The sequence below is a fragment of the Pseudomonas proteolytica genome (assembly GCF_007858275.1).
GTDB classification, from domain to species: Bacteria; Pseudomonadota; Gammaproteobacteria; order Pseudomonadales; family Pseudomonadaceae; genus Aquipseudomonas; species Aquipseudomonas proteolytica.
Genome location: NZ_VFEV01000067.1, coordinates 1 through 20264, shown reverse-complemented (window position 1 = coordinate 20264; position 20264 = coordinate 1). Strand labels below are relative to the sequence as shown.

Sequence of the window (20264 nt, the reverse complement as noted above, 5' to 3'; positions counted from 1 at the left end):
TATGTGGACATTGTGCAATCGGACAAGGACGTAATCCAAAACGGAAAATCAAACCTAGCCCAATGAATTCAATGGGTTAAGAACATAAACAACAAAAGGATATCCGCATGAATGATCTGATTGCCTACCACCTCGAAGACGGTATCGCGACCCTGACCTTGAGCAACGGTAAGGTCAATGCCATTTCCCCTGCCGTGGTCAGTGCGTTTAATGAAGCGCTGGACCAGGCCGAGAAGGATCGCGCGGTGGTGATCATCACCGGTACGCCGGGGATTCTGTCCGGTGGTTATGATTTGAAGGTGATGACGGCCGGCCCTAAAGAAGCGGTCAGCCTGGTGACGTCGGGCTCGACCCTGGCGCGCCGTCTGTTGTCGCACCCCTTCCCGGTGATTGTGGCGTGCCCAGGGCATGCGGTGGCCAAGGGGGCGTTCCTGTTGTTGTCGGCCGATTACCGGATTGGTGTCGAGGGGCCATTTAGCATTGGCCTGAATGAAGTCATGATCGGCATGACCATGCACCACGCTGGCATTGAATTGGCACGTGATCGCCTGCGTAAGTCGGCGTTTAATCGTTCGGTGATCAATGCCGAAATGTTCACCCCGCAGGAGGCATTGAATGCCGGTTTCCTCGACAAGGTGGTAGCGCCAGAGGAGTTGCACGCGGCGGCCCTGGAAGCAGCGCGGCAGTTGAAGAAGATCAATATGAACGCTCACAAGCACACCAAGCTGAAGGTGCGTAAAGGCCTGTTGGACCTGCTGGATAACGCGATCATCCAGGACCAGGAGCATCTGGGCTGAGTCACCCACGCCTGTATCAAATAAAGCCCGACCACGTGTCGGGCTTTTTCTTATGTGCCATTCAGAATTGCCTTGCAACCGCTCTAGATGGCATCTGTCTCAATCTGTTGAAACATGTACTTAAACATCGCCCATCTCCTACCTCTACAGGGGTAATTGCCGAATACAGTGCACGTCCGTACACTGCGCCACCTTTTGTCCCGATGGTCCGTGTCGATGCTCTATTTTTTACGCATGTTATTGATGGGCCTGCATTTTCTGATCGCCGGTGTTCTGGGGGTGTTGCTGGGTGTGTGCCGGCCGTTCAACCCGGATAACAGCCGCCTGTGCGCGCGCCTCTATGCACTGCCGGCCATGTGGATCCTGCGGCTGCGGGTCAAGGCGCAAGTGGACTCGCTGCGCAACAAGCCCAGCAGCTGCGTGATTATTGCCAACCACCAGTCCAACTACGATTTGTTCGTGTTCGGCAACGTAGTGCCCTACCGCACCGTGTGTATCGGCAAAAAAAGCCTGAAGTGGGTGCCGCTGTTCGGGCAACTGTTCTGGCTGGCGGGCAATGTGTTGATTGACCGTGGCAATGCCCAGAAGGCGCGACGGTCGATGTTGTCCACCACTCGTACCCTGCAACACGAGGACACGTCGATCTGGGTGTTTCCGGAGGGCACCCGCAACCTGGGTGAATCTTTGTTGCCGTTCAAGAAGGGCGCGTTCCAGATGGCGATTGCCGCCGGGGTGCCGATTGTGCCGGTGTGTGTCAGTACCTATGTGAAGCAGATGAAGCTCAATCGCTGGAACAGTGGCGATATTTTGATCCGGTCATTGGCGCCAATTCCTACGACTGGTTTGACGATGGATGACATGCCCGGGCTGATGGAGAAGTGCCGGGGGCAGATGGTCGAGTGTATTGAAGCCATGGATCAAGAACTGCAAAACCGCTGAATCGTAGGAGCTGGCAAGCCGGCTCCTACAATGTGGTGTTTCAGGCTAAGCTGGCCGGTTACTGCCACTTGTAAAGAAGCGATCAGCATTATGGGTAGAGTTGTTGCGGCGGCCGTCTATAGCGCCGGGGAAAAAGTCAGGGATATCACCCTCGATGAAGGCGCCGCCTGGGCGGCCAAGCCCGGTCACTTTGTGTGGATCGGCCTGGAAGAGCCCGACGCCCAGGAGCTGGCCAACCTGCAACGCCAGTTCAACCTGCATGAACTGGCCATCGAAGACGCCCTGGAAAAACACAGCCGGCCGAAGCTGGAGACCTTTGGCGACGCGCTGTTTATCGTGACCTACTCGCCGGTGCGCCACGAGGGCAAGCTGGAGTTTATCGAGACCCATATCTTCGCCGGCAACGGCTATATCATCACCGCCCGCAACGGCCACTCGGCGTCCTATGGCTATGTGCGCCAGCGCTGTGAGGCACGGCCGCTCTTGCTGGAGCACGGGGAAGATTTCGTACTCTATGCGCTGTTGGATTTTGTCACCGAAAACTACCAGCCCGTGAGCGAGGCGATTCACGCCGAGATCGATGCGCTGGAGCACAACGTGTTGTGCAACTCCCTCAATGAGCGCGATATCCAGAACCTGCACGGCCTGCGCCGTGACGTACTGCGGCTGCGCCGGCACGTGGCGCCGATGGTAGAGATCAGCGAGGAACTGCAGAAGCTGAGCTTCCCGTTTATCGACAAGAACATGCGCCCGTACTTCCGTGACGTAGAGATCCACGTCACACGGCAGATGGAAGACCTTTCGACCCTGCGTGACATCGCCAGCCAGACCATCGAGATCGGCGTGCTGCTCGAAGCCTCGCGCCAGAGCGTGGTGCAGCGCAAGTTTGCGGCCTGGGCGGCGATCCTCGCGTTCCCCACGGCAGTGGCCGGGATCTATGGGATGAACTTCCAGAACATGCCGGAGCTGCAATGGCACTACGGCTATTTTGCGGTATTGGGATTTATCGCGGTGGGGTGCACAGGCTTGTGGGCCAGCTTCAAGCGTTCGGGGTGGCTGTAGCCTGACCACCCCGGCAGGCCGGCGTCAGGCAACCTGCGGCTTGTGGGCCACAAAGCGCATCATCCATTCCGCCACGGTGACGCCGTGGTGGTCGCGGGCAAGGCTGGCGACGCCTTGCTGATAGATCTGCTCGCCAAGGTTGAGCTGGCGAATATCGAGCAAGGCCCGGGAGTAGTCGTGGATAAACTCCGGATGCCCCTGGAAGCACAGCACCTGGTCATTGATGTGATAAGCCGCAAACGGGCAGAAATCGCTGGAAGCGATCACCGTGGCGTTTTCCGGCAATGCCGTGACCTGGTCCTGATGGCTGATCAACAGGGTCAGTTCTTCCATCACCGGGCTCATCCACGGAGCCTTGGCGGCCAGTTGATAGTTGTGGGTGCCCACGCCCCAACCCTGGCTCGCGCGCTCGCTCTTGCCGCCCAGCAGCAGCGCCAGCAGTTGATGGCCGAAGCAGATGCCGAGCAGCTTGTCGCCTCGCTCGTAGCGGTTCAGCAGGTAGGCCTTGAGGGTTTCGATCCACGGGTCGGTGGCGAAGGAATCCGCCTTGCTGCCCGTCACCAGGTAGGCATCGAACACCTCGCTGTCATCCGGGTAGTCACCTTGCATCACGTTGTAGACGATGAACTCGGCGGCAATCGGCTGCTGTGAAAACAGGCGCTGGAACATCTGCCCGTAACCTTGATATTGATCGACCAGTTCCGGACGCAGGATATCGGTTTCCAGAATGCAGACGCGTAGCGACATAAAAAATACCTGACACGGTGATGGGAATAACGCACACCCACCAGCCTGCCCTGAAATACCCTTTCAAGGCAAGCCCCACCCACGCCCTGTAGGAACCGGCTTGCCGGCGATGAGGCCCTTGAGTTCAACGTGGAATTCAAGATCGCCATCGCCGGCAAGCCGGCTCCTACGGGGATCGGTGTGTGGCTAGAACGTGGTGCCTTGGGCGGCCTTTTCCAGCAGCAAGGCCGGCGGGTTGAACCGCTCGCCGTATTGCTCGGCCAGGTAACGCGCCCGCGCTACGAAGTCGTTCAGCCCGTACTGGTTGATAAACTGCAACGCCCCGCCGGTCCAGGCGGCAAAGCCGATGCCGAAGATCGAACCGATGTTGGCATCGGCGGTGGACATCAATACGCCCTCCTCCACACACCGTACCGTTTCGATAGCCTGGATAAACAGCAGGCGGTCGCGCACGTCTTGCGCCGAAATCTGCTGGCCGGGTTTTTCAAAGCGCACCTTGAGCTCCGGCCACAGGTATTTCTGGCCACCACTGGGGTACTCGTAGAAGCCACCACCCGCCGCCTTGCCTGGGCGCTTGTACTCATTGAGCAACAGGTCGATCACCGCAAAGGCCGGATGCTCGGGCAGTGCCTTGCCTTCGGCCTGCAGATCCTTGGCTGTCTGCTGGCGGATATGGCTCATCAGGCTGAGGGAAACTTCGTCAGAGATTGCCAGCGGGCCAATCGGCATCCCGGCCTTGCGCGCCTCAGTCTCGATCATCGGCGCAGCCACGCCTTCGCCAAGCAAGGTGATGCCTTCGTTGGTGAAAGTACCAAACACCCGCGAGGTGAAGAAGCCACGGCTGTCATTCACCGCAATCGGGGTTTTCTTGATTTGCAGTACGAAATCAAAACCGCGGGCCAGGGTTTCATCGCTGGTATTGGCGCCCTTGATGATTTCCACCAGCGGCATTTTTTCCACCGGGCTGAAGAAGTGCAGGCCAATAAACTTGCCTTGATCAGGCACCGCGCTCGCCAGGCCGCTGATGGGCAAGGTGGAGGTATTGGAAGCAATCACCGCCTCGCCCCCCACCACACGCTGGGCCGCCGCCGAGACCTTGGCCTTGAGGTCGCGGTCTTCGAATACCGCTTCGATGATCAGGTCGCAACCGGCCAGGTCAGCGTCGCTGTCTGTCGGATGGATCCGCGCCAGGGTGCTGTCGCGCTGCTCAGCCGTCAGTTGCCCACGGCTGACTTTCTTGTCCAGTAGCTCCGCCGAATGGGCCTTGCCCTTCTCTGCCGCCGCCAGCGTCACATCCTTGAGCACCACGTCCACCCCCGCCGATGCGCTGGTGTAGGCAATCCCTGCGCCCATCATGCCGGCACCGAGGATGCCGACCTTGCGCGTGACATACGGCGCAAACCCCGCAGGCCGTGAGCCACCGGCGTTGATCTGGTTAAGCTGGAACCAGAAGGTGCCGATCATGTTCTTCGCCACCTGGCCGGTGGTGAGTTCAGTGAAGTAGCGGGTCTCGATCAGGTGCGCGGTGTCGAAGTCCACTTGGGCGCCTTCCACGGCAGCACAGAGAATTTTCTCCGGCGCTGGGAAGCAACCATTGGTTTTGCTGCGCAGGATCGACGGTGCAATGGCAAGCATCTGCGCAACTTTTGGGTTGGACGGCGTGCCGCCGGGGATCTGGTGGCCCTTGATATCCCAAGGTTGCCTGGCCGCAGGATTGGCCAGGATCCAGGCCCGGGATTTGGCCAGCAGCTCATCACGGTCTGCCGCCAACTCGTCGATCAAGCCCGCTTGCAAGGCCTTTTGCGCGCTGACCTTCTTGCCTTCGAGCAAATACGGCAAGGCCTTCTCCAGGCCCAGCATGCGCACCATGCGTACTACTCCGCCGCCGCCCGGCAGCAGACCGAGGGTCACTTCCGGCAAGCCGATCTGTACGCCAGGATGATCCAGCGCCACCCGATGCTGGCACGCCAGGCACAGCTCCCAGCCACCGCCAAGGGCTGCGCCGTTGATCGCGGCCACTACCGGTTTGCCGAGGGTTTCCAGGCTGCGCAATTGCGCCTTCAGGCCCAGGACCATGTCGTAGAACGCCTTGGCGTGCGGCTTGTCGACTTTGATCAGTTCATTGAGGTCGCCGCCGGCAAAGAAGGTTTTTTTCGCCGAGGTGATGATGACCCCGGCGATCTCATCCTTATCAGCCTCCAGCCGCGCAACAGTGGCGGCCATGGCCTCGCGGTAGTCCGCGTTCATGGTGTTGGCACTCTGGCCAGGCATGTCGAGGGTCAGCACCACGATCTGGTCCTGGCCTTTTTCGTAACGAATGGCATCGGTCATGACAGATTCCTTAGGCTCAGAGGCGTTCGATAATGGTGGCGATACCCATGCCGCCGCCCACACAGAGCGTGGCCAGGCCGTAGCGCTGCTGGCGCGCCTCCAGTTCATCGAGCAAGGTGCCGAGGATCGCGCAGCCCGTGGCCCCCAGCGGGTGGCCCATGGCAATCGAACCGCCATTGACGTTGACGCGGGCGGCGTCGATGCCCATGTCCTTGATGAACTTGAGCACCACCGAGGCAAAGGCCTCATTGACTTCAAATAGGTCAATGTCCTCGACTCGCAGGCCGGCCTTGGCCAGGGCCTTGCGGGTGGCGGGCGCTGGGCCGGTGAGCATGATGGTCGGATCGGTGCTGGTCACCGCCGTGGCGACAATGCGCGCCCGCGGTTGCAGGCCCAGTTCGCGGCCCCGGGCTTCGGAGCCGATCAACATCAAGGCCGCGCCATCGACAATTCCGGAGCTGTTACCCGGTGTGTGCACATGGTGGATGCGCTCGACATGGCTGTAGACCCGCAGGGCAGTGGCATCGAAACCCATCTGGCCCATCATTTCGAAGCTGGGCTTGAGCTTGCCCAACCCTTCGAGGGTCGAATCGCCACGGATGAATTCGTCGTGCTCCAGCAGCACGATACCGTTCTGGTCCTGCACTGGGACCAGGGATTTCTTGAAGGAACCGTCTGATCTGGCCCGCGCCGCTTTCTGCTGGGAGTGCAAGGCATAAGCATCGACATTCTCGCGGGTGAAACCCTCCAGGGTGGCGATCAGGTCGGCGCCAATCCCCTGGGGCGTGAAGTGGCTGTGCATATTGGTCTGCGGGTCCAACACCCAGGCCCCGCCGTCGCTGCCCATGGGCACGCGCGACATGGACTCGACACCGCCCACCACCACCAGGTCCTCGAAGCCGGAGCGCACCTTCATCGCGCCGAGGTTGACCGCCTCCAGGCCCGACGCGCAGAAGCGGTTGACCTGCACACCGGCGACGCTCACATCCCAGTCGGCCACCAGCGCGGCGGTCTTGGCGATATCCGCGCCCTGGTCCCCGACTGGCGTAACGCAGCCAAGCACGATGTCATCCACTTGGCGGGTATCCAGGTCGCTGCGCTGCTGCAGAGCGGTGAGCAAGCCGGCCACCAGGTTCACCGGCTTGACGCTATGCAACGCGCCATCGGCCTTGCCTTTGCCCCGGGGCGTGCGTATCGCATCAAAGATCAAAGCTTGGGTCATGACGTCCTCGAACCACTGTGCAATGGAGCTCTCAAGGCGAGAGCCGACCGTGCCCTTACCTTAAGCGCCACGAGGGCAGATTCAATGACCAATGCGCTCATTGACCTTGACGACCGCGCTCAGACGAACGGTAGCGGACTGTCGGAAACACCGGGTTAATCGTTTTAGCTGTCTAGCCAAGGGCCTGGCGCGAAGATGGCTATATGCCTCATACCCTTTTAAAAGGATTTAAATATAACTTGATATGAAAGCGATCTAAGCCACGCCGCACATGGGCTCTAAGGTTGAATCAGTAAGAAGTGTATGAAGCTGCTGCCGGGTCTTGCTGGAGCAGCTGTAAGAAAAATGCCATCTAGTCGGCTTAACGTAACGAATGGATGGTGCTTGCATCGGCGCATTTGACGCTCAGGAATAACAACAAAAGGCAGTCAGCCATGTTCAAACAATCGAAAGTTCGCCAGGCGGGGCTAATTCTCTTCGCCACTACTCTGATTCTGATTTTGCCCAATCTCACCAAGATCATTGGCTGAGCAGGCAGGTCACACCTCGACATTGCAGCCTTTGGCAGCACCGCCCGGGCAACCGCGTAAAGCGCTCCCGTGGCTGGGGCTGTCTTTTTTTGCATACAGTTGAGCGGCGGTTTTCCGCTATCGTAGCCCGTATCGCCATTGCCACATGGGCTGCGCCTTGAAACAAATCATTGTGCTACTACTGGTCCTGGTCGGCCCCGCCAGCGCCGCCGAGTTAACCATCGAGCTGGATCACAGCCGCACCACCTGGCACACCGCCGAGCTGCTCAAGCATCCGGCTGCGCAGACCGTGCAGATCGTCGATGACGTTTCCTACAAGCGCAATATGACCTATCGCGCCGTACCGATGGCCGCACTCTTACCGGGCCTGACCGTGCAGAACCATGTGCAGGCGGTGGCGCTCGATGGTTTTGCCGCCGAACTGGCCGCCGCGCCGCTGCTTGCGCAAAGCGGCGCGCAGGCGTGGCTGGCGGTTGAAGATCCAGCCCGGCCCTGGCCACCCTTGGCCAATGGCAAGCCCAGCGCCGGCCCGTTCTATCTGGTGTGGACCCAGCCCCAGGCGAGCGGGATCAGCCCGGAACAATGGCCCTTCCAGATCTCGACGATCAAACAACTGAAAACCGTTGCCGAACGCTTCCCGGCGCTGCTGCCCGACCCGGCTCTGGCGGCGGATGATCCGATCAACCAGGGGTTCGCCCTGTTTCAGAAAAACTGCCTGGCCTGCCATCGTCTAAATGGCGCGGGGGACGCGCAGGTAGGGCCGGACCTGAATATGCCCTACAGCCCGACCGAGTACTTCGGTAGCGACTTCCTCAAACGCTACATCCGCGATCCCCAGAGCCTGAGGCATTGGCCGCAGGCGAAGATGCCGGCGTTTGCCGCCAGCGTGTTGCCTGATGCCGAACTGGACCTGCTGGTGGGGTATTTGAAGCATATGGCCGCTCGCAAAACCGACACGTCCCTGTAGGCATCGGCATCTACACAATTTTGCCGCAGCGCATAAATCCTGGCAGAGAGGGCTGTTGTGGCGGGCGGGAGATGCGGTGTATCAGATACTCCGTAGCGGCTGGTTTTGGGGCTGCTTCGCAGCCCAGCGCGGGGCGAGCCCGCTCGCCACAGGGGAGTTCGTCAGTGTCTGAAAGTTGTGTAAATACCGATGTCCTGTAGGAGGCGGCGGGATTATTGCTGCTGCACCAGGATCACCGGGGTCGGCGCCACGAATACCCGTGCGTGCATCTGCTCATGCCCGCCGCCACGCCGCATGCCGCGCACCGGGCAGGCGTCGAGGTAATCCAGGCCCACGGCCAGTTTCAAATGGCGCTCCGGGCGGGCCAGTTGGTTGGTCACATCGAAGCTGTACCAGGCGTCATCCAGCCAGGCTTCAGCCCAGGCATGGCTGGCCAGGTGCTCGCTGTCCTCGCTGTACAAATACCCCGACACATACCGCGTAGCGATCCCCAGGCTGCGGGCGCAGGCCAGGAAGGCGTGGGCGTGGTCCTGGCAAACACCCGCACGCCCGGCGAACGCCTCGGCCGCACAGGTCTCCACTTGCGTGGCTCCCGGCACATAGACGATGTGCTGGTTGAGGGCGTGCATCAGGTCGATCAGTGCATTGCGATCCCGGCGCTTGCCGCAGTGCTGTTGGGCAAAGGCGCGCAGGGCCTCGTCCGGTTCGGTCAGGCGCGTGGCACGCTGGTAGGGAAATGGCGATTGGCTGTCATGTTCGGCCTCGCGCCACTCGTCAATATCCACCTGGCCGCGAGCACCGATGATGATCGATTCATGGGGCTCATCCATGGTCAGCACATGCAGGATATTGCCGAACGGGTCCAACTGGGCCCGCACCGGACGCGGCAAATCGAGCTGCCAACTGAGTACATGCTGGCGCTCGCTGTCGTGAGGCGTCAGGCGCAAATATTGGATGCTGGCGCGCACCTGGTCTTCGTAGCGGTAGGTGGTTTCGTGGCTGATGGAAAGTCTCATGCCGCCTCCAGGTAGGAATGATGAATGGCGTTACCCAACTGGCGTACCAGTGGAATGAAATCGGTCAGCCAGGCGTGCAGGCCTTCCTCGAGGATTTCGTCAATGGCCGTAAAGCGCAGGCGTGCGTCCATCTCGGCAGCCAGGCGCTGGGCCGGGCGGCCATTGATGCCAGGCAGGCTGGCAAGAATCTGGTCGATTTCTTCACTGCACGCGCGCAAAGAACGCGGCACGTCGGCGCGCAGCAGTAACAGTTCGGCCACCTGGCGAGCACCGGGCGCATCACGGTAGATCTCGGTGTAGGCCTCGAATGACGACAAGGCGCGCAGCAGCGCACTCCATTGGTAATAGGCATGGGCGGTGCCATCAATCACCACTTCCGCCTGGTCCCCGGCCATCTCGTAGCGGGCGTCCAACAGGCGCAGGGTGTTGTCGGCCCTTTCGATAAAGGTGCCTAGGCGAATAAAACGAAAGGCGTCATTGCGCATGATGGTGCCGTAGGTCGCGCCGCGAAACAGGTGGGAACGTTCCTTGACCCACTCGCAGAAACGGCTCATGCCATAACGGCTCAGGCCTTCCTGGGCGATGACGCGAATATCCAGCCAGGTGGCGTTGATGTTTTCCCACATGTCCGCGGTAATCCGCCCACGCACGGCATGGGCACTGGCGCGGGCCGCCCCCAGGCAACTGTAGATGCTCGCCGGGTTGGCGGCGTCCAGGGCGAAGAAATGCAGCAGGCGCTCGGCGTGTAACTCGCCGTGACGCTCGCGGTAGTCGTCCAGGGTGCCGGTGATCAGCAGGGGCATGGCCAGTTCGTGCAAGCCATCGCCGCGCCCATCCTGGGGCATCAGTGACAGCGAATAGCTGACATCCAGCATGCGCGCGAGGTTTTCCGCGCGCTCCAGATAGCGTGACATCCAATACAAATCCGAGGCAGTTCTGCTCAACATGGTTTTATTCCTCGACCACCCAGGTGTCTTTGGTGCCGCCGCCCTGGGACGAGTTGACCACCAGCGAGCCTTCGCGCAGCGCCACACGGGTCAGCCCCCCCGGTACTACGCGGGTTTCCTTGCCAGACAGGACGAACGGCCGCAGGTCGATATGCCGGGGCGCAATGCCGTTTTCGACAAAGGTCGGGCACGTCGACAGGCACAGGGTCGGTTGGGCGATGTAGGCATGGGGCTTGGCTTTGATCCGCGCACGGAAGGCTTCGATCTCGGCGGCCGTGGCGGCCGGGCCGACCAGCATGCCGTAGCCACCGGAACCTTGGGTCTCCTTGACCACCAACGCCGGCAGATTTGCCAGGACGTGGGAAAGCTCGTCAGGCTTGCGGCATTGGAACGTCGGAACGTTCTTGAGGATCGGCTCTTCATCCAGGTAAAAACGGATCATGTCGGTGACGAAGGGATACACCGACTTGTCATCCGCCACCCCGGTGCCAATGGCATTGGCCAGCACCACGTTGCCCGAACGGTAGGCGGCCAACAGCCCCGGCACGCCGAGCATCGACTCCGGGTTGAAGGCCAGCGGGTCGAGGTAGGCATCGTCGAGGCGACGGTAGATCACGTCCACCGCCTTGGGACCGTCAGTGGTACGCATGAACACGCAGTCATCACGCACGAACAGATCGGCGCCTTCCACCAGTTCCACACCCATTTCCCGGGCGAGGAAGGCATGTTCGAAAAACGCGCTGTTGAATCGCCCAGGCGTCAGCACGACCACGCTGGGGTTCTCCAGCGGGCTGGCGCTTTTCAGGGTGTCGAGCAACAGGTTGGGGTAATGATCGATCGGGGCGATGCGCTGGGCCGCGAACAGTTCGGGGAACAGGCGCATCATCATCTTGCGGTCTTCGAGCATGTAACTCACACCGCTGGGGGTGCGCAGGTTGTCTTCCAGCACGTAGTAGCTGCCGTCGCCATCCCGTACGAGATCGACACCCGAGACGTGGGAATAGATATCACGGTGCAAATCCAGGCCCTGCATCGCCAGTTGGTATTGCTCGTTGGCCAGCACTTGCTCGGCCGGAATGATCCCGGCCTTGATAATCCGTTGGTCGTGATACAGGTCGGCAAGGAACAGGTTCAATGCCTTGACCCGCTGAATGCAGCCGCGTTCGACCACTCTCCATTCGCTGGCGGGAATGCTGCGCGGGATGGTATCGAAGGGAATCAGGCGCTCGGTGCCCTGCTCGTCGCCGTACAGGGTGAAGGTGATACCGGCGCGGTGAAACAGCAAATCGGCTTCACGCCGGCGCTGGGCCAGCAGTTCGGGCGGGGTTTCAGCCAGCCAGCGGGCGAACTCGCGATAGTGAGGCCGGACCTGGCCGGCCTCATCGTACATTTCATCGTAATAAGTGCGGATCATGCCGAACTCCTTGTCACCCGGACGCAACGGACTGTCGCAAGGCCCGTGCCAGCGGCATAAACACTTAAGTATCAATCAGTTGGATATAGTCAAAGGCAGCGCCGCACCGTCCTGGTGCAGCAAATGCCCGGGCCTCGCCCCGCACGCTTCATAGAGACGCAGGCATTGCCTATCACCAGCATAGTCAGAGTTGATTTCACTGCCGGGGAATGCCTGCGGATAATCCCGCACATTCGCTGAACAGGATTCGTCCTACAGCATCTCCACAGCACCGTCGGTAATTTGCCTGTGCAAATACTGATCGGTTCCCCTTCTCACCGATCTTCCCTTTTGGCCACCCTGCTCCGGTGGCCTTTTTTTTGTGCCGGTTTTTTCATATTTAGTTCCCGGCACTTTGCACCGCCACAAACAAAATCGGCCGACCCAAGGGTCAGCCGATACGCTGCGTTATTGATCATGTGTCTACATGGGTAACCCACGAACCTCGTGCTTGACGCCCCACCCTTCGATAATCCCGCCCAAGGGCTCGACTACCGCCTCAAAGTCCTGCTCGAAATCACCGATACCGTCATAGGTGGCGAACATGACCTTGCTCAATTCCAGGAACCAGGCACCGTCATCCCGTGCGCTGACCTGGGCATTGATGGACTCCCCACGAAACCGACCCGCAGCCCGGCGCGCACGTTCCTCATCCGGAAAAATGGCGTAGAACTCGATGGGGTGGAAACGCGAGAAGTCAAAGCCGCCCTCTTTCATGCGGCGTAACACGTGGGTGCTGATGTCTTCTTGATAGGCTGTGCTCATGAAACGTCCTCCTCAACCGATGGATAGACTTTCCGTGCTTCCCAGGGCCTGCGCGTGAACGGCGCAGGTGGACGGCAATGACATCACCGCAGGAAAACAAGCATGTAGCTGACAAGACCAGACCTTAGCGATTCATTCGCTGATCTCTCTTGCAGAGTAGCGCGAAGCTATCAGCTCCACCAGCAGCGCTTTAACGACGTACAGGGAATGTTCAGGGGGCGGGAGAAATGTCGAGGATCTGGATACTGTTCTGGTCCTTCAGGCTTTTGACCGTCGGTTCGGCGATCCGGCCGTCCAGGTCGTTGAGGTCCAGTTGAGCGGGGATGGGCAGCAATTTGGCGCGAATCATCTGTGCGGCGTCTTCGAGGCTGGGCTTCTGCGCGCAGCTGAACTGCTCTACGGACTGCACACCGTGATCATCAACGAAGGTAACTTGCCAGTTTTGCATCAGTGCCTCCTCGATAAAGCCCATGGATGGGCTCACATCTATCTGGACCTTGAGGGCGCGATGATCGTTCCACTCAAGGCTGGAGGCACTGCTCGGCTGCGCTTAAGGCTTCTCGGCGCGTTCCTTGAGGGCTTTCAAGGTATTGAAGGGCGCGTCAACCACGAACTTGTTGGCCAACCAGGACGGCACGCTGCCACCAGGCTCGGTGTGGACCTGGTAGGTCACTTCAGTCTGGTCGGCGCCTTTAGGCACCAGTTTCCAAAAGCCCTCGACCTGCGCGACACGCACATAGCCTTTCTCTTCCGGCAGATAGGTGGGCACTTCCAGCAACTTGCGGGTCACGCTGCCGTCGGCGGCCTGGGTCGTGGTGATTTCCAGGATCGAGTCACGATCGGTGACGGGGAACGGGGCTTTGAATTGGGTGTAGGTCCAGCTCTTGTCGCCTTCCTTCTTGAGCAGCTTCTGCGACTTGCATTCGTGAATCCACTTACAGGCACCGACTACATCGTCCTGCAGGGCCTTGATCTTGGCCAATGGCGCCTTGATCACAGTCACGCCGCGATAAGCCTTGTATTTGGACCCGGCCACTTCACTCAAGGCAACCTTGATACCTTCCTCGTCCTTGGCAACCTGCCATTCTTCTGCCTGTGCGGCAGCCGCAAACAACACCGTAAAACCGCACAACACAGCCATTCGTTTCAGCGAACCCATTGTTGTATTCCTTATTGTTGAAGTTCTGACATTAAAGCCCACTACGCCGCCGTCATCTGCTCCCACCAGCCGATCAACCTGATCGCTTCTTCCTGGCTAGTACCACAGACCTCAATATCCGCCGCGAAGGCACCGCACACCGCGGGCCGTTCAGGCAGGCCAAACAATTGGCACAGCTGTTCGACCGACAGATGCAGGCAGCGTTCGCCCGCGGGTTTGCCATTGGGCATACCGGGCAACGGCGAACTGATGGAAGGGGCTATACAGCAGGCGCCACAGCCTTCACGGCATTTCATGACCAGCAGGTCCTCGACGACAAAGTGTTGATGGCCGGGCTAGAGTACGCCCTAAAACATCCGTTTTAAAATGGTCTAACAGGGGTTTTTCGCAGAAAACAAAAGTGACTGACCAGTCTGCGACAGAAGGTTAGGGGATCAGGTCACTTTGGCAGGCAAGATTAATTCTTGAACTCAAAATCCAGGGCCGCGCCTTCCACATCGCGTCGCTCTTCATTGCGCATTTGCAGTTGCATTTCGTTGCTCAGCAAGCGCCCGTTAATCTGGAATGCGCTGTTATCCACCGGTTTCTCATCGAACATGGGCGGTAACAAAGGGACGTTCTTGGGTTGCGGCATGGTGCCGAGGGGTTGCAAATGCCGCACCATTTCCTGGGGTAGGCTGAGGTCCAAACGCGCTGGTGGCAGTTGGGTCTGCGCTACTTCACGCGCCGACTTGGACTTGCTCGCGATGGGTGCGCGCTTCTTCACCTTCGCCGCTTTTTTGGCCGCGGCGGCTTGTTTTGCCTGGACCGTTTTTTTAGCCGGCGTCGGCTTTTGTTCGGCGGCTGCCAGCACCACTGGCGCACTGGCAGGCGCTGCCAGTACAGACGTGGTGCTGCACAGGCTCGCCAGACAGATCAACAGCGCGGCAGGAAAAATAGAGGTCATATCGCCAACAGCATTAACGGCAGAAGGCCATATGCTCGCTTGTTGAGCGCGGCATGACAAGCGCGGTGATTAGCCAGCTACCGTTCATGCCCCGTTTTGGCGCTTCAAAAACCACCCGCAGCCTCTTGGCATAACTGGTTGGCCAGCATGCCCAGGGTCATCAGGGCGCGCTCCGCCTCGCGATTCCACGGCGTGCCGCAATTGAGCCGAATACAGTGGTTGAACTGTTCGGTATTGCTGAAGATCAGCCCCGGCGCAATGCTGATGCCCTGCTGCAAGGCGCGCACGTGTAGCTCCTGGGTATTGACCCTGCCCGGCAGGCTGACCCACAGGATAAAGCCGCCCGTCGGCCGGCTCATCTGCGTGCCTTCCGGGAAATACTGCTGCACCGCCAACTGGAAGGCACTGAGATTCTTGCGGTACTCCTGGCGAATGTAGCGCAGGTGGCGGTCGTAACCGCCGTTCTCCAGATACGCCGCCACCCCCATCTGCGTGACGCTGCACGCCGAATGCGTGCTGAACATCTGCAGGCGCTGGATCTCCTGCTGGTATTTGCCGGCAATCATCCAGCCGATACGCACGCCCGGGGACAGGGTCTTGGAGAAACTGGAGCAGTAGATCACCCGATCCAGGCGGTCATAGGCCTTGAGGGCTTTGGTGCGGCCCAGTTCGAACATCAACTCGCCGTAGATATCGTCTTCGACGATCTGGATATCGAAGTCAGAGGCCAGGCGCAGCAGTTGTTTCTGCCGTTCTTCGGGCATGGTGCCGCCCAGGGGATTACTCAGGCGGGTGGTCAACACCAGGGCCTTGATCGACCACTGGTTGGCCGCCAACTGCAGGGCTTCCAGGCTCATGCCGGTGGCCGGGTCGCTGGGAATCTCGATGACTTTGAGGCCAAGCAGGTCGGCCAGTTGCAGCAGCCCGTAATAGGTCGGTGATTCAGCGGCGATCAGGTCGCCGGGGCGGGTCAGCACCCGCAAGGACATCTGCAATGCATCGACACATCCGTGGGTGATCACCACTTCGGACGGATCGACCACCACTCCGGCATCGCGCATACGAATCGCGACCTGGCGCCGCAGCGGCTCGAAGCCCGGGCTGAACATATAGCTGAACGCCCGTGGGCTCTGAAAGCGCGTGACCTTGGCCAGTTGCTGGTGCAGCGCCCGCACCGGTAGGTAATCGACACTGGGAACAGCGGCACCCAGCGGGAACACCCCTTCGCGACGAGATTCAACCAGGACCTGTTGGATGATACTGCTGCGAGTGACCAGGCCCGGGCGCTCGACCCGAGCGATATCCGGCGTCGGGGCGGTCAGGGCCGGCGTCTGGTGCACGTAATACCCGGACTGCGGCCGCGCACGGATCAACCCTTGGTCTTCAAGGTTGGCGTAGGCCTGTAACACTGTGGCATGACTGACATTGAGCTGGGAGCTCATCTTGCGCACCGATGGCACGCGCTCACCCGGTTGATAGACACCGCGCCGGATATCCTCAGCCAACTGCTGGGCGATACGTTGGTAAAGCAAGAGATTGGTCATGACGCAGCACTCGATTTCACGGGTATTTTATTTTTGTGTGAAACATACCGGCACAGTTTAGAAGTGTACGGGGACAGTTGCCACAATAGTCGAGGACGAGCGGCAGTGATAGAAAAAACTGTATGGGTTGAGAACTGAATTGCGGGCATGAAAAACCCGATCAAGGATCGGGTTCTATAGCGGGCGCGCCACATACCCTGTAGGCGCTGGCTTGCCTGCGATGCTGGCGATGCGAGTGTTCAGATGGACCGCGCCGATGCTATCGCAGGCAAGCCAGCTCCCACATCCACCGCACGCGCCCTGGCTCAGCGCGCAGCGCCGAGTTGGCCCTTGTCATCGGAGAAGACGATTTCCACACGCCGGTTCTGCGCACGACCTCGCTCGGAGGCATTCGCTTCCACCGGGTACTGATCGCCATAGCCTTCCACCTGGATGCGTTTTTCATCAATCCCCAGGTCGACCAGTACGTCCGCCACGGCCTGTGCACGGTCACGGGACAGTTTGAGGTTTTCCTGCTCGCCGCCGGTACTGTCGGTATAGCCCTCGATCCGCACCACCCGCTTGGGGTTCAGTTGCAGGAATTGCACGATCTTCAGCACTGTACGGTTGGCGGAGTTTTTCAGCTCCGCCTGGCCGGTGTCGAACAGTACGTCGCCCAAGGTCATTACCAGGCCACGATCGGTCTGGGTGGTGGTCAGGCTGGCGATCTGCTCCTCCAGCCACTTGCCCTGCTGCTGCACGCTCAACAACTTGGCCTCGCGCAGCGCCAGTTGCAGGCGTTGACGTTCCAGCTCGAGCTTGGCCGCACGTTCTTCGTTGAGCACCAGCTCGGTGTGCTCCCGGGCGATGGCGCTGTAGCGCTGGCTCAGGTAGGCGTAATGCACGACGTCGCCACCGCTGCCCCAGTAGCTGGACAGACGGTCGGCGCGGGCCAGGGACTCACCGGCGCGGATCACGTCCTTGGGCGCAATGCGCAATACATTGGAGTCTTCCTTGACCTTCTGGAAATCACTGCCCGCCTGCTGCAACACGGTGTCGCTATTGGGATGGCTGGCACAGCCTGCCAGCACCAAACTGCTCAATAGCAGCCCATATGTCAGGCGGTTCATTGGGCATCTCCCAGTTGCTTGCGCAGGCGGGTGATACGGGTGTTGAGGACATTCAACTGTTCCTGACTCTTTTGCGTCAGCACCCGCGCCTCGGCCAGGCGGGCGTCGAGTTCGGCCTGTTCAGCCTGCATGCGGGCGTCCTTGTAGGATTCGTCAGCCATGTCGGCCTTGGCCTGGGCCAGCTTCGTCTCGGCGAGTTTCAACTCAGGCACGTCGTCAGCGACGGCCCCCACGGCGGCGGCTTGCTCCAGGGCTTGCTGGGTCAGGCGCATTTGCTCATTCGGCGCAGGATCTGCGGCACAGCCCGCCAGCGTTACTACGGCGAGGGCGGCGAAAAGAGGTCGAATAGTCACTAAAAATCCCTACTTTGTTGGGGTACCGACGGGTTGCTGCAACTGCGTCTTCCAGCGTTCGATATTGCGCTGCAACGCGGCTTCCGTCAGACCGGACGCGGCCAATTCTGTCATCTTTTTGGCGAGCTGTCCGCGCAACCACGGATCATTGCAGGCCGAGTTGTGGGAAATCGCCAGGAACAACCCCGGCTGATCAATCGGCAGTTCACGGGCCAGCAGGTCTTTGCTCATGCCCAAGGTCTGGGCCATGGCCATGCCGGAGTATCGTCCGGCCAGCACGTAGTCCACTTCACCAAGCAGCAGCTTCTGCAAGGCCGGGGTCACGGTTGGCAGGCGTTCCAGGGTCAGGTGTTCACTGGCAAAGGCTTCAAATTCCGGGGACAGGCGCGCCCGCTCCGAGACCGCGCCCTTGTGGCCATGCAGGTCTGCTGCACTGCTATAGACCAGGGGCGAGTCGATGCGGGTCCACACCCGATAATCGGCCTGTATCAGTGCCGGATGGATGTAGTCCAGGGTCTCCAGTTCGCTGACACTCAACGGCGCATCGACCAGCATGTCCATGCGCCCGCTGCGTACTTCCTCAAGGGCCAGGGAGCGCTTGCCGCCATACAGCAGGTCGATTTTCAGCCCCAATTCCTTGGCCACTTGTTGCAACACATCAGCATTGGCGCCGATCAGGTGGGTGGGGTCTTGCGGATCACGCCACAGATAGGGCGGTGCATCCGGGCTGCCGGTCACCACCAGGCGCTCGCATTTGCCGGCTGCGATAGACAAGGTCGGCAGCAGTGACAGGCCCAGCAGTACAGTCCAGCGACGCAGTTCCATGGCGTGGTTCCCGATCAAAAGTGGCATGCAAAAAAAAGCCCGGTCATAAGACCGGGCTCTTTATAAGTGAAGCGGCTGGTTTAGACCAGCTTCTCCAACTCAGGTACGGCTTCGAACAAGTCCGCCACCAGGCCGTAATCAGCCACCTGGAAGATCGGTGCTTCTTCGTCCTTGTTGATCGCAACGATCACTTTGGAATCCTTCATACCGGCCAAATGCTGGATCGCGCCGGAGATACCGACGGCGATGTACAGCTGTGGCGCCACGATCTTGCCGGTCTGGCCGACCTGCATATCGTTGGGTACGAAGCCTGCGTCGACCGCCGCGCGCGAAGCGCCGACTGCCGCGCCCAGCTTGTCGGCCAGGGCGTACAGGTGCTTGAAGTTGTCACCGTTCTGCATGCCACGCCCGCCGGAAACGACGATCTTGGCAGCGGTCAGCTCAGGGCGGTCCGACTTGGCCAGCTCTTCGCCAACAAAGCTGGAAGTGCCAGCATCGTGGGCAGCAGCAACTGCTTCAACGGCAGCCGAACCACCTTCGGCGGCAACTGGGTCGAAACCGGTGGCACGCACGGTGATGACTTTGACGGCAGCAGTCGATTGCACGGTGGCAATGGCGTTACCGGCGTAGATAGGGCGCTTGAAGGTGTCGGCGCTTTCGACCGAAACGATCTCGGAGATCTGGTCAACGTCCAGCTGCGCAGCAACCCGTGGCAGGATGTTTTTGCCGTTGGAGGTGGCGGCAGCCAGGATGTGGCTGTAGCCAGTTCCTAGCTCTGCAACCAGAGGGGCAACGTTTTCCGGCAGTTGGTGCGCGTAGGCAGCGTTATCGGCCAGCAGTACTTTGCTCACGCCCGCGACTTTTGCTGCGGCTTCAGCCACGGCGCCAGCGCCTTGACCAGCGACCAGTACGTGGATGTCGCCACCGATTTTGGCGGCAGCAGCAACGGTGTTCAGGGTGGCCGGGGCCAGCACCTTGTTGTCGTGTTCTGCGATTACCAAGATAGTCATTGTTAGATTACCTTCGCTTCGTTTTTCAGTTTCTCGACCAGTTCAGCCACCGACTTGACCTTGATACCCGCGCTGCGTGCAGCTGGCGCTTCGACTTTAACGGTCTTGTTGGTGGAGGCAGTGGAAACGCCCAAAGCATCCGGAGTCAGCACTTCGAGAGGCTTTTTCTTGGCTTTCATGATGTTTGGCAGGGACGCATAACGCGGCTCGTTCAAACGCAGGTCGGTGGTGACGATGGCCGGCAGTTTCAAGGAAACCGTCTGCGCGCCGCCGTCGATTTCGCGGGTCACGGCAACGCTGTCGCCGCTGACTTCGACTTTGGAAGCGAAGGTGCCCTGGCCGTAACCGGTCAGTGCAGCCAGCATCTGGCCAGTCTGGTTGTTGTCACTGTCGATGGCCTGTTTGCCAAGGATCACCAGTTGCGGCTGTTCCTTGTCGACAACGGCCTTGAGCAGCTTGGCAACGGCCAGCGAGGTCAGTTCTTCAGCGGATTCGACGAGTACGGCGCGATCAGCACCCAGCGCCAGAGCAGTACGCAACTG

General features: G+C 60.0%; 21 protein-coding genes. 4 read left to right on the top strand and 17 right to left on the bottom strand.

Features of this window, described 5'->3' with window-relative positions:
- Nucleotides 1-107: 107 nt before the first annotated feature.
- From FIV38_RS29040 to FIV38_RS29030, 3 genes are all read left to right on the top strand, one after another.
- Nucleotides 108-797, top strand: a complete 690-nt coding sequence (locus FIV38_RS29040; RefSeq protein ID WP_092237528.1) for a crotonase/enoyl-CoA hydratase family protein — start codon at nucleotides 108-110, stop codon at nucleotides 795-797.
- A gap of 216 nt (nucleotides 798-1013) precedes the next feature.
- The gene (locus FIV38_RS29035) at nucleotides 1014-1736 is read left to right on the top strand and encodes a 1-acylglycerol-3-phosphate O-acyltransferase (protein WP_092237531.1); all 723 of its coding nucleotides are present in this window, start codon (nucleotides 1014-1016) and stop codon (nucleotides 1734-1736) included.
- A gap of 90 nt (nucleotides 1737-1826) precedes the next feature.
- Nucleotides 1827-2798, top strand: a complete 972-nt coding sequence (locus FIV38_RS29030; protein ID WP_092237534.1) for a magnesium and cobalt transport protein CorA — start codon at nucleotides 1827-1829, stop codon at nucleotides 2796-2798.
- Between the two features lie 24 nt (nucleotides 2799-2822).
- On the opposite strand, the gene FIV38_RS29025 is transcribed toward FIV38_RS29030, so the two are convergent.
- The 3 genes from FIV38_RS29025 to FIV38_RS29015 all read right to left on the bottom strand — a co-directional run bounded on the left by FIV38_RS29025 (nucleotide 2823) and on the right by FIV38_RS29015 (nucleotide 7098).
- On the bottom strand, nucleotides 2823-3545 hold the full coding sequence (locus FIV38_RS29025) for an amidotransferase (RefSeq protein WP_092237537.1): 723 nt from the start codon (nucleotides 3543-3545) through the stop codon (nucleotides 2823-2825).
- Between the two features lie 186 nt (nucleotides 3546-3731).
- The gene (locus FIV38_RS29020; RefSeq protein ID WP_092237541.1) at nucleotides 3732-5876 is read right to left on the bottom strand and encodes a 3-hydroxyacyl-CoA dehydrogenase NAD-binding domain-containing protein; all 2145 of its coding nucleotides are present in this window, start codon (nucleotides 5874-5876) and stop codon (nucleotides 3732-3734) included.
- Between the two features lie 16 nt (nucleotides 5877-5892).
- On the bottom strand, nucleotides 5893-7098 hold the full coding sequence (locus FIV38_RS29015) for an acetyl-CoA C-acetyltransferase (protein WP_092237544.1): 1206 nt from the start codon (nucleotides 7096-7098) through the stop codon (nucleotides 5893-5895).
- A gap of 687 nt (nucleotides 7099-7785) precedes the next feature.
- Between FIV38_RS29015 and FIV38_RS29010 the strand changes: the two genes are divergently transcribed.
- Entirely contained in the window at nucleotides 7786-8595 is an 810-nt protein-coding gene (locus tag FIV38_RS29010) for a c-type cytochrome (RefSeq protein ID WP_092238415.1), read from the top strand.
- A gap of 212 nt (nucleotides 8596-8807) precedes the next feature.
- On the opposite strand, the gene FIV38_RS29005 is transcribed toward FIV38_RS29010, so the two are convergent.
- The 14 genes from FIV38_RS29005 to FIV38_RS28940 all read right to left on the bottom strand — a co-directional run.
- A complete protein-coding gene (locus FIV38_RS29005; protein WP_029299635.1) occupies nucleotides 8808-9611 on the bottom strand; it encodes a transglutaminase family protein in 804 nt (267 codons plus the stop codon).
- Entirely contained in the window at nucleotides 9608-10558 is a 951-nt protein-coding gene (locus FIV38_RS29000) for an alpha-E domain-containing protein (protein WP_029299637.1), read from the bottom strand. The genes FIV38_RS29005 and FIV38_RS29000 overlap by 4 nt, the downstream gene beginning before the upstream one ends.
- Before the next feature lie 4 nt (nucleotides 10559-10562).
- Nucleotides 10563-11972, bottom strand: coding sequence for a circularly permuted type 2 ATP-grasp protein (locus FIV38_RS28995; protein ID WP_092237546.1), 1410 nt, complete (start codon nucleotides 11970-11972; stop codon nucleotides 10563-10565).
- A gap of 462 nt (nucleotides 11973-12434) precedes the next feature.
- The gene (locus FIV38_RS28990) at nucleotides 12435-12776 is read right to left on the bottom strand and encodes a ribonuclease E inhibitor RraB (protein ID WP_029299641.1); all 342 of its coding nucleotides are present in this window, start codon (nucleotides 12774-12776) and stop codon (nucleotides 12435-12437) included.
- A 211-nt stretch (nucleotides 12777-12987) separates the two neighbouring features.
- Nucleotides 12988-13224, bottom strand: coding sequence for a hypothetical protein (locus tag FIV38_RS28985; protein ID WP_029299643.1), 237 nt, complete (start codon nucleotides 13222-13224; stop codon nucleotides 12988-12990).
- A 102-nt stretch (nucleotides 13225-13326) separates the two neighbouring features.
- On the bottom strand, nucleotides 13327-13935 hold the full coding sequence (locus FIV38_RS28980; RefSeq protein ID WP_092237549.1) for an START domain-containing protein: 609 nt from the start codon (nucleotides 13933-13935) through the stop codon (nucleotides 13327-13329).
- A 41-nt stretch (nucleotides 13936-13976) separates the two neighbouring features.
- Nucleotides 13977-14231 (bottom strand): YkgJ family cysteine cluster protein, encoded by a 255-nt coding sequence (locus FIV38_RS28975; RefSeq protein WP_092237552.1) that lies wholly within the window; start codon nucleotides 14229-14231, stop codon nucleotides 13977-13979.
- Nucleotides 14232-14392: 161 nt separating this feature from the next.
- On the bottom strand, nucleotides 14393-14881 hold the full coding sequence (locus FIV38_RS28970) for a hypothetical protein (RefSeq protein ID WP_029299647.1): 489 nt from the start codon (nucleotides 14879-14881) through the stop codon (nucleotides 14393-14395).
- A gap of 104 nt (nucleotides 14882-14985) precedes the next feature.
- On the bottom strand, nucleotides 14986-16425 hold the full coding sequence (locus FIV38_RS28965; protein WP_029299649.1) for an aminotransferase-like domain-containing protein: 1440 nt from the start codon (nucleotides 16423-16425) through the stop codon (nucleotides 14986-14988).
- Nucleotides 16426-16730: 305 nt separating this feature from the next.
- Complete coding sequence (locus tag FIV38_RS28960; RefSeq protein ID WP_029299651.1) at nucleotides 16731-17534, bottom strand: OmpA family protein; 804 nt, start codon at nucleotides 17532-17534, stop codon at nucleotides 16731-16733.
- On the bottom strand, nucleotides 17531-17887 hold the full coding sequence (locus FIV38_RS28955) for a DUF4398 domain-containing protein (protein WP_029299652.1): 357 nt from the start codon (nucleotides 17885-17887) through the stop codon (nucleotides 17531-17533). The genes FIV38_RS28960 and FIV38_RS28955 overlap by 4 nt, the downstream gene beginning before the upstream one ends.
- Nucleotides 17888-17896: 9 nt before the next feature.
- Nucleotides 17897-18712: a substrate-binding periplasmic protein gene (locus FIV38_RS28950; RefSeq protein WP_092237555.1), complete on the bottom strand. Its 816-nt coding sequence runs from the start codon at nucleotides 18710-18712 to the stop codon at nucleotides 17897-17899.
- A gap of 80 nt (nucleotides 18713-18792) precedes the next feature.
- Nucleotides 18793-19722, bottom strand: coding sequence for an electron transfer flavoprotein subunit alpha/FixB family protein (locus tag FIV38_RS28945; RefSeq protein ID WP_092237558.1), 930 nt, complete (start codon nucleotides 19720-19722; stop codon nucleotides 18793-18795).
- Between the two features lie 2 nt (nucleotides 19723-19724).
- Nucleotides 19725-20264: electron transfer flavoprotein subunit beta/FixA family protein (locus tag FIV38_RS28940; RefSeq protein ID WP_146492595.1), on the bottom strand; the 540-nt coding region annotated here is incomplete at its 5' end.

What these genes read in the sequence shown, in the direction of transcription:
- FIV38_RS28970 (WP_029299647.1), bottom strand. Translation starts at nt 14,881, where the DNA reads ATGACCTCTATTTTTCCTGCCGCGCTGTTGATCTGTCTGGCGAGCCTG.
- FIV38_RS29000 (WP_029299637.1), bottom strand. Translation starts at nt 10,558, where the DNA reads ATGTTGAGCAGAACTGCCTCGGATTTGTATTGGATGTCACGCTATCTG.
- FIV38_RS29020 (WP_092237541.1), bottom strand. Translation starts at nt 5,876, where the DNA reads ATGACCGATGCCATTCGTTACGAAAAAGGCCAGGACCAGATCGTGGTG.
- FIV38_RS28985 (WP_029299643.1), bottom strand. Translation starts at nt 13,224, where the DNA reads ATGCAAAACTGGCAAGTTACCTTCGTTGATGATCACGGTGTGCAGTCC.
- FIV38_RS28960 (WP_029299651.1), bottom strand. Translation starts at nt 17,534, where the DNA reads ATGAACCGCCTGACATATGGGCTGCTATTGAGCAGTTTGGTGCTGGCA.
- FIV38_RS29025 (WP_092237537.1), bottom strand. Translation starts at nt 3,545, where the DNA reads ATGTCGCTACGCGTCTGCATTCTGGAAACCGATATCCTGCGTCCGGAA.
- FIV38_RS28975 (WP_092237552.1), bottom strand. Translation starts at nt 14,231, where the DNA reads ATGAAATGCCGTGAAGGCTGTGGCGCCTGCTGTATAGCCCCTTCCATC.
- FIV38_RS29040 (WP_092237528.1), top strand. Translation starts at nt 108, where the DNA reads ATGAATGATCTGATTGCCTACCACCTCGAAGACGGTATCGCGACCCTG.
- FIV38_RS28995 (WP_092237546.1), bottom strand. Translation starts at nt 11,972, where the DNA reads ATGATCCGCACTTATTACGATGAAATGTACGATGAGGCCGGCCAGGTC.
- FIV38_RS29035 (WP_092237531.1), top strand. Translation starts at nt 1,014, where the DNA reads ATGCTCTATTTTTTACGCATGTTATTGATGGGCCTGCATTTTCTGATC.
- FIV38_RS29005 (WP_029299635.1), bottom strand. Translation starts at nt 9,611, where the DNA reads ATGAGACTTTCCATCAGCCACGAAACCACCTACCGCTACGAAGACCAG.
- FIV38_RS29030 (WP_092237534.1), top strand. Translation starts at nt 1,827, where the DNA reads ATGGGTAGAGTTGTTGCGGCGGCCGTCTATAGCGCCGGGGAAAAAGTC.
- FIV38_RS28965 (WP_029299649.1), bottom strand. Translation starts at nt 16,425, where the DNA reads ATGACCAATCTCTTGCTTTACCAACGTATCGCCCAGCAGTTGGCTGAG.
- FIV38_RS28945 (WP_092237558.1), bottom strand. Translation starts at nt 19,722, where the DNA reads ATGACTATCTTGGTAATCGCAGAACACGACAACAAGGTGCTGGCCCCG.
- FIV38_RS28980 (WP_092237549.1), bottom strand. Translation starts at nt 13,935, where the DNA reads ATGGGTTCGCTGAAACGAATGGCTGTGTTGTGCGGTTTTACGGTGTTG.
- FIV38_RS28950 (WP_092237555.1), bottom strand. Translation starts at nt 18,712, where the DNA reads ATGGAACTGCGTCGCTGGACTGTACTGCTGGGCCTGTCACTGCTGCCG.
- FIV38_RS29015 (WP_092237544.1), bottom strand. Translation starts at nt 7,098, where the DNA reads ATGACCCAAGCTTTGATCTTTGATGCGATACGCACGCCCCGGGGCAAA.
- FIV38_RS28990 (WP_029299641.1), bottom strand. Translation starts at nt 12,776, where the DNA reads ATGAGCACAGCCTATCAAGAAGACATCAGCACCCACGTGTTACGCCGC.